This is a genomic window from Stenotrophomonas sp. GD03680 (assembly GCF_029844625.1).
GTDB classification, from domain to species: domain Bacteria; phylum Pseudomonadota; class Gammaproteobacteria; order Xanthomonadales; family Xanthomonadaceae; genus Stenotrophomonas; species Stenotrophomonas maltophilia_P.
Genome location: NZ_JAOCKC010000021.1, coordinates 46,911 through 53,531 on the forward strand (window position 1 = coordinate 46,911; position 6,621 = coordinate 53,531).

Genomic DNA, 6,621 nt, shown 5'->3' on the forward strand with positions numbered 1-6,621 from the left:
GAGCCGTTAATGAAACAATAACAGCGGCGGCGCTTTTTTCGTCGCAAAACCTGAACAGGAGCGCCCCCGCCACGGAGCCCGGCGCGCTAGGCTTGTCGCCATGTTCGTTTCCCTTCCGTCGCGCAAGAAGGCCGCCCTGCGCTGGGCCACACCCGTGCTGTTTGCGGCACTGTGGCTGGCTTTCCTGTGGTCAATCTCACGGCCGGATGATGCCAGGGGCAGCCTGTGGCTCGACTGGGGCGCGCTCTCCACCGGCCTGACCCATCCGCTGGACTGGTGGGCCACCCTGCAGGACGGCAGCGTGCTGCGCCTGTTCACAGCCCTGTTCCTGCATGCGGACTGGTCGCACCTGCTGGGCAATCTGGTCTTCCTGCTGATCTTCGGCCTGCCGGCAGAGCGGGTACTGGGGCCATGGCGCCTGTTGCTGCTGTTCCTGGTCGGCGGCGCGGTCTCCAACCTGGTGGCGATCTACACCATGGGCAGCCCGGACCAGATCATCATCGGTGCCAGCGGCGCGGTGTCGGCCCTGATCGGCGCCTACCTGGCCCTGTTCCCGGGCGCGCGACTGGGCGTGGTGATTCCCCTCGGCCTGTTCCTGGAGTTCGTACGCGCCCCGGCCTATCTGCTGATCGGCGTGTGGGCAGCACTGCAGGTGGTGTTCGCCTATATCGGCCCGACCTTCGGCATGGTGGCCTGGTGGGCCCACATCGGCGGCTTCGTGTTCGGCGTGGTGTATGGCGTGTACGTGCGCGCAGCGATCGCGCGCCGCCTGCGCAAGCGGCACGGGTTCTAGGCAACCGGCCGGCGTCGCCGGGCGTGGCCCGGCGCTACCTCAGGGCTTTGCCGGGGCCGGGCTCGGCTTTGCTTCCGGCTTTGCTTCCGGCTTTGCTTCCGGCTTTGCTTCCGGCTTGGCGGTCGCCGCGTCGGCGGCCTTTTCCGCTTCCGCCTTCGCGGCTTCGGCCTTCAGTCGCGCGGCCACCGAGCCGGGATGCTTCAGTTCGGCGAGCGCATCGTTGATCGGGCCATCGCCCGGCAACACCGCGCCTGCCCGATAACCTTCGGTTCCTTCATCGTCGCCGCGCAGATGACCCGGCAGGGTGGCTTCGCTGTAGTCGCTCAGGCTGGCCGGCAGCGCGTCATCCTCAGGGCGCGGCGCAGGCTTGAGCTCCACATCCGGCACGATGCCGGTGGCCTGGATCGACTTGCCGCTGGGCGTGTAGTAGCGCGCCGTGGTCAGCTTCACCGAATCGCCGTTGTCCAGCGGCAGCACGGTCTGCACCGAGCCCTTGCCGAACGTGCGGCTGCCAACCACGCGTGCGCGGCCATTGTCGCGCAATGCACCGGCCAGCACTTCCGAGGCGCTGGCCGAACCCGCATCGGCCAGCACCACCACCGGTGCGCCCTTCAACAGGTCGCCCGGCGTGGCGTCGAAACGCGCATCGCTGATGCTGATGCGGCCCCGCGTACTGACGATGTTGCCCTTGTCCAGCAGATCGTCGGCCACCTGCACAGCGGCGGTCAGCAGGCCACCCGGATTGCTGCGCAGGTCCAGCACCAGCCCCTTCAGCGTTCCACCGGACTGCTTCTGCAGCTGCTGCACATGCTTCTGGAAATCCGAACCGGTGTCGGCCTGGAAGGTACTCAGGCGGATGTAGCCATAGCCCGGTTCCAGCAGGCGGCTGCGCACGCTGGTGACGCGGATCGTCTGCCGGGTCAGGCTGACATCGAAAGGCTTCGGCCGGCCGTCGCGCACGATGGTCAGCACCACCTTGCTGCCGGCCGGGCCCCGCAGCGGCTCACTGGCATCGATCGCACTGATCGGCTTGCCATCGATGGCGATGATCAGATCGCCCGCGAGGATGCCGGCCTTGGCCGCCGGCGTGTCATCGATCGGCGCGATCACCTTCATGCTGGCGTTGTCCGGCTGCTGCTGCAGCTCGACGCCGATGCCCTCGTAGGCACCGGAGGCCTGCTCGTCGAAGGCCTGCGCATCTTCCTTGTTGAAATACGTGCTGTGCGGGTCGAGGTCGAGCAGCAGGCCACGGACCGCCGACTGCATCAGCTTGTTGTCGTCGACCGGGTCGACATAGGCCGCGCGCACCGCGTTGTACACCGCCACGAAACGGCGGATGTCTTCCAGCGGCACCTTCGAGGTCACCGCCTCCTCGCTGCTCGCCGCCTGCCCGCTGTTCGCAGCGGTCGGGGCCGGCGCGGTCTGCTGCGCCCAGGACAGCGCTGGCAACAGGGCCAGCAAGAGGGTGGCGGTACGGGCTGCGCGCATGGAGCACTCCTGTCGACGGTGGCATCGTGCCCAAGGCACAGGCACCGATTATGCGCGAAGCACAGCTAAATTCCCGTTGAACCCACGCAGTCCGTGCAGGCCCCGGGTTCAGCGGCGCTGCAGCCAGCTGTCCGGATTGACCGGCTGCCCGCCACGACGCAGCTCGAAATACAGTGCGGTCACGCCCTGGCCGCCAGAGTTGCCGACCTTGGCGACCGCATCGCCACGGCTGACCCGCGCACCTGCATCCTTCAGCAGCGTGTCGTTATGCGCATAGAGGCTCATGTAGCCGTTGCCGTGATCGACGATCAGGATCATGCCGTAACCGGTCATCCAATCGGAGAAGACGACCGTGCCATCGGCTACCGCGGTCACCGTGCTGCCGGCCGGGGCACCGATCAGCACGCCGCTGCTGGTGCGGCCATCCGGCAGCTTGCCGCCATAGCGTGCCAGCAGGTTGCCCGACAGCGGCCACCCCAGTCCCCCCACCTTCGGTGCCGGCGCCGATGCCACGGCCGGCGGCACCTTGGTCGCCGGCGGCGGTCGGCCTTCGGCGGCGGCCTGGCGTGCAGCGCGTTCGGCGGCGGCCTTCTCCGCGGCAGCCCGGCGCGCTGCCGCGCGACGCTCGGCTTCGGCCCGCGCTGCGGCCGCGCGCAGATTGGCCAGCAGGGTTTCCAGTGCCTTGGCATCCTGCCCCAATGCCTGTTCCTTCTCGCGCCGGTCCTTGAAGCGTTCGTCCAGCGAGGCCACGGTCTGCGCACGTTCGCGACGATCGGCCGCCAGCGCAGCCGCCTGCTGCTTCTGCTCGCGCTGGGTCCCCTGCAGCTGCTGCTGGCGTTCGGCAATCTGTGCCTGCAGCGCCTCCAGTTCCTTGAGATCGGCAGTCAATGCGGTGATGCGCTGCGCGCGCTCGCGCTGCAGGTACCGGTGGTAGGCCAGTGCACGGTTGGCATCGGCCACCGTGTCCTGTGACAGCAGCAGCTTGAGCGGGGCGTGGTTGCCCAGCTGATAGGCCGCGCGCAGCAACCCGGCCAGTTCGCGATGCTGCTGCGCCAGGTTGGACTGCAGGGTCGTGCGACGTCGCTCGGCCTCGGCCAGTGCCTGGTTCTGCTCGCGCAGCGCCGCCTCGGTCTGGGCCAGCACACGGCCGCTGCGGGCCACCTTCTCATCGGCCGCGCGCAGCTGCTGAGATGCCTGGCCACGCTGGCCCTCAAGCTGGCGGCGCTCCTGCGCGACGCCCTTCAGCTCGCTGCGCAGCTTCTGCAGCTTGCGCTCCGTTTCGAACGTGTTCTGTGCACCTGACGGAAGCGGCAGCGCCAATGCCAAGGCCAGCCCCAGCAGCAGGCAGCGCCCGCCGCGGGCAGCGGCGATGTGATGTCGGCGTGAGGGGAAGGCGTTGTTGCGCAAGGGCTTTCCAGTGACTTCAGGCAGTTGCAGGGGCGATTGGGGAATGGTGACATCAACGCACGCGGCCTGCCAGCCGCACATCCACCGAGGGACCCATGAACATTCGATCCATTCCGCTGCTGTTGGGCGTGCTGCTGGCCAGCAGTCCCGCCTGGGCACAGGACAACATCAGCAAGGTCAACGGCAGCATCACCGCCGAAGCCGGGCAGCGCTACGGCAAGCTGGATACCGTCAACGGCGGCATCCGCGTCGGTGAAGGCAGCGAAACCGGCAGCATCGATACCGTCAACGGTGGGGTGAAGGTCGCCGACCGCGCCCGTACCGGCAGCATCGAAACGGTCAACGGCGGGGTGCGCCTGGGCCGTGAGGTGATCGCCCGCGGCAACGTCAGCACGGTCAATGGCAGCATCTTCAGTGATCGCGGCAGCCAGATCGAAGGCGGCGTGGAGACCGTCAACGGTGGCATCGGCCTGGTCGAGAGCCGCGTCAGCAAGGACGTGGAAACCGTCAATGGCGATATCACCGTGGGCATCGGCTCCCAGGTCGACGGCGGCGTGCGCGTGCGCAAGCCCAGCTTCAGCGTCTCGCTGACGGCCGTCCGCAAGCCGCGGGTCATCATCGGCCCGAACGCCGTGGTCAGTGGCGCCCTGCACTTCGAGCGGGACGTGGTGCTGTACGTGCACCGCACCGCGCGCATCGGCCCGGTCAGCGGCGCCGATCCCATTCCGTTCGACAGCGAAACCGCGCCGGCGGACTGAGCCCAACGATTCGGGGATACTCCCCGTTCCCGGCCGCACCACCATGCGGCCCTCCCTTGTTTCCCAGGAACCGATGATGCCCCGCAAACTCCTCCTGTGCCTGGCCGCCGCGGCCGCGCTCAGTGCCTGCAAAGGCAATGACTCCCCGGCGCCGAGCGCCGGCACCGACAGTACCGCCCCGTCCACCGCGACCGCGGGCCATGCGTTCTCGCCGGAGATCAATGCCACCGATTTCGCCGAGATGGTCAAGACCCTGGCCTCCGACGAGTTCGAAGGGCGAGCACCGGGCAGCAAGGGCGAAGAGCTGACGGTCAACTACATCCGCGACCAGATGCAGCGCATCGGCCTGAAGCCAGGCAATGGCGACAGCTGGTTCCAGGACGTGCCGATGACCGAAACCACGGCCGATGAGTCCACCGTGCTGAAGATCAACCAGGGCGGCAAGACCACCGAGCTGAAGTTCGGCACTGACATGGTGGTCGGCACGCGTACCGGCCAGGCCGAGATCAGCATCGATGCCAGCGACCTGGTGTTCGTCGGCTACGGTGTCGATGCACCGGAACAGAAGTGGAACGACTATGCCGGCCAGGACTGGAAGGGCAAGACGGTCGTCATGTTCGTCAACGACCCGGGGTTCCACGTCGATGACGAGACCCTGTTCGACGGCAAGCGCATGACCTATTACGGCCGCTGGACCTACAAGTTCGAGGAGGCCGCACGCAAGGGCGCCGCCGCGGCCCTGATCGTGCACGACACGGCCGGCGCCTCCTACGGCTGGGATGTGGTGAAGAACTCCTGGGCCGGCCCGCAGTACGACCTGCCGGCCAAGGACGATCCGGAAGCACGCATCCCGGTGCAGGGCTGGCTGAGCGCCGACGCCGCACGCTCGCTGTTCGCCGCTGCGGGCCTGGACCTTGACCAGGCCTACAAGGACGCCAGCAAGCGCGGCTTCAAGCCGGTGCCGCTGAAAGCCACCGCATCCGTCGACCTCAAGAGCCGTATCGCACAGAAGCAGTCGCGCAACGTGGTCGGCGTCCTGCCGGGCACCAAGCGTGCCGACGAGGCCGTGCTGTACATGGCCCATTGGGATCACCTGGGCAAGCACGAGGGCGAGGAGGGCGACAACATCTACAACGGTGCGATCGACAACGCGACCGGCGTGGCAGGCATCCTGGAAGTCGCCGAAGCGATGGCCCACCAGGATCCGAAGCCGGAGCGTTCGGTGGTGTTCCTTGCCGTGACCCTGGAAGAATCCGGCCTGCTCGGCTCCAAGTACTACGTTGCGCATCCGACGTTCCCGCTGGACAGGATCGCCGGCGTCATCAACATCGACGCCATGTCCGTGGCCGGCCGCGCCAAGGACGTGACGGTGACCGGCTTCGGCAGCTCCGAGCTGGAAGACATCCTCAAGCCGCTGGCGGCGGCCCAGGGACGCACCCTGCACGGCGAAAGCTCGGTACAGAGTGGCTTCTACTTCCGTTCCGACCACTTCAATTTCGCCAAGGCAGGCGTCCCGGCGCTGTACGCCGACGGTGGCGAAGATCTGCGCGAAGGCGGAGTGGAAGCCGGCCGCAAGTCAGCAGCCGACTACGGCGCCAACCGCTACCATGGACCGAAGGATGAGTTCGACGCGGCCAGCTGGAAGCTGGACGGCACTGTCGAAGACCTGCAGCTGATGTACGGCGTCGGCAAGGAGCTTGCCGGTGGCGACCGCTGGCCGAACTGGTATGAAGGCAATCCCTTCAAAGCCGCCCGCGACACGATGATGAAGGCCAAGACCCCGGCCCGCTAACGTCGCGCCATGCTCGACTGAACGCTATCGATGTCAGAGCGGCGCCCTACGGGGCGCCGCTTTTTTTTGTGCGATCCCAGCTCAGTGGCCGCTTTCCGCGCATAAAGAAAAACCCCGCTGCGCGAGCAGCGGGGTTTTGGGTGTAAACCCTGGCGATGACCTACTCTCGCATGGCTTGAGCCACACTACCATCGGCGCAGCTGCGTTTCACTTCCGAGTTCGGGATGGGATCGGGTGGTTCCACAGCGCTAATTTCACCAGGGAGACGGTTGCAGCAGCGCCTGCGGCGCCAGCTTCGCGATCTTGCCCTTGGGCGGAAGCCACCCGGAAAATGCAGTGCCTTCATTAAAAGGAAAAACCCCGCTGCGTGAGCAGCGGGGTTC

Annotated in this window: 5 protein-coding genes and 1 rRNA gene; 3 read left to right on the forward strand and 3 right to left on the reverse strand. The window is 67.1% G+C overall.

The window, feature by feature from the left end; genetic code table 11:
* Window positions 1–100 precede the first annotated feature (100 nt).
* The gene (locus N5J29_RS16215) at window positions 101–793 is read left to right on the forward strand and encodes a rhomboid family intramembrane serine protease (RefSeq protein ID WP_053520204.1); all 693 of its coding nucleotides are present in this window, start codon (window positions 101–103) and stop codon (window positions 791–793) included.
* Between the two features lie 39 nt (window positions 794–832).
* On the opposite strand, the gene N5J29_RS16220 is transcribed toward N5J29_RS16215, so the two are convergent.
* Both N5J29_RS16220 and N5J29_RS16225 read right to left on the reverse strand, forming a co-directional pair.
* Complete coding sequence (locus tag N5J29_RS16220) at window positions 833–2,281, reverse strand: S41 family peptidase (RefSeq protein WP_111186645.1); 1,449 nt, start codon at window positions 2,279–2,281, stop codon at window positions 833–835.
* A 108-nt stretch (window positions 2,282–2,389) separates the two neighbouring features.
* Window positions 2,390–3,688 (reverse strand): peptidoglycan DD-metalloendopeptidase family protein, encoded by a 1,299-nt coding sequence (locus N5J29_RS16225; protein ID WP_279924481.1) that lies wholly within the window; start codon window positions 3,686–3,688, stop codon window positions 2,390–2,392.
* A gap of 95 nt (window positions 3,689–3,783) precedes the next feature.
* On the opposite strand from N5J29_RS16225, the gene N5J29_RS16230 reads away from it, so the two are divergent.
* Window positions 3,784–4,446 (forward strand): hypothetical protein, encoded by a 663-nt coding sequence (locus N5J29_RS16230; protein ID WP_053520207.1) that lies wholly within the window; start codon window positions 3,784–3,786, stop codon window positions 4,444–4,446.
* 76 nt (window positions 4,447–4,522) lie between these two features.
* A complete protein-coding gene (locus N5J29_RS16235; RefSeq protein WP_164151084.1) occupies window positions 4,523–6,238 on the forward strand; it encodes a M28 family metallopeptidase in 1,716 nt (571 codons plus the stop codon).
* Between the two features lie 147 nt (window positions 6,239–6,385).
* On the opposite strand, the gene rrf is transcribed toward N5J29_RS16235, so the two are convergent.
* A 5S ribosomal RNA gene (gene rrf, locus N5J29_RS16240) occupies window positions 6,386–6,500 on the reverse strand.
* Between the last annotated feature and the right edge of the window lie 121 nt (window positions 6,501–6,621).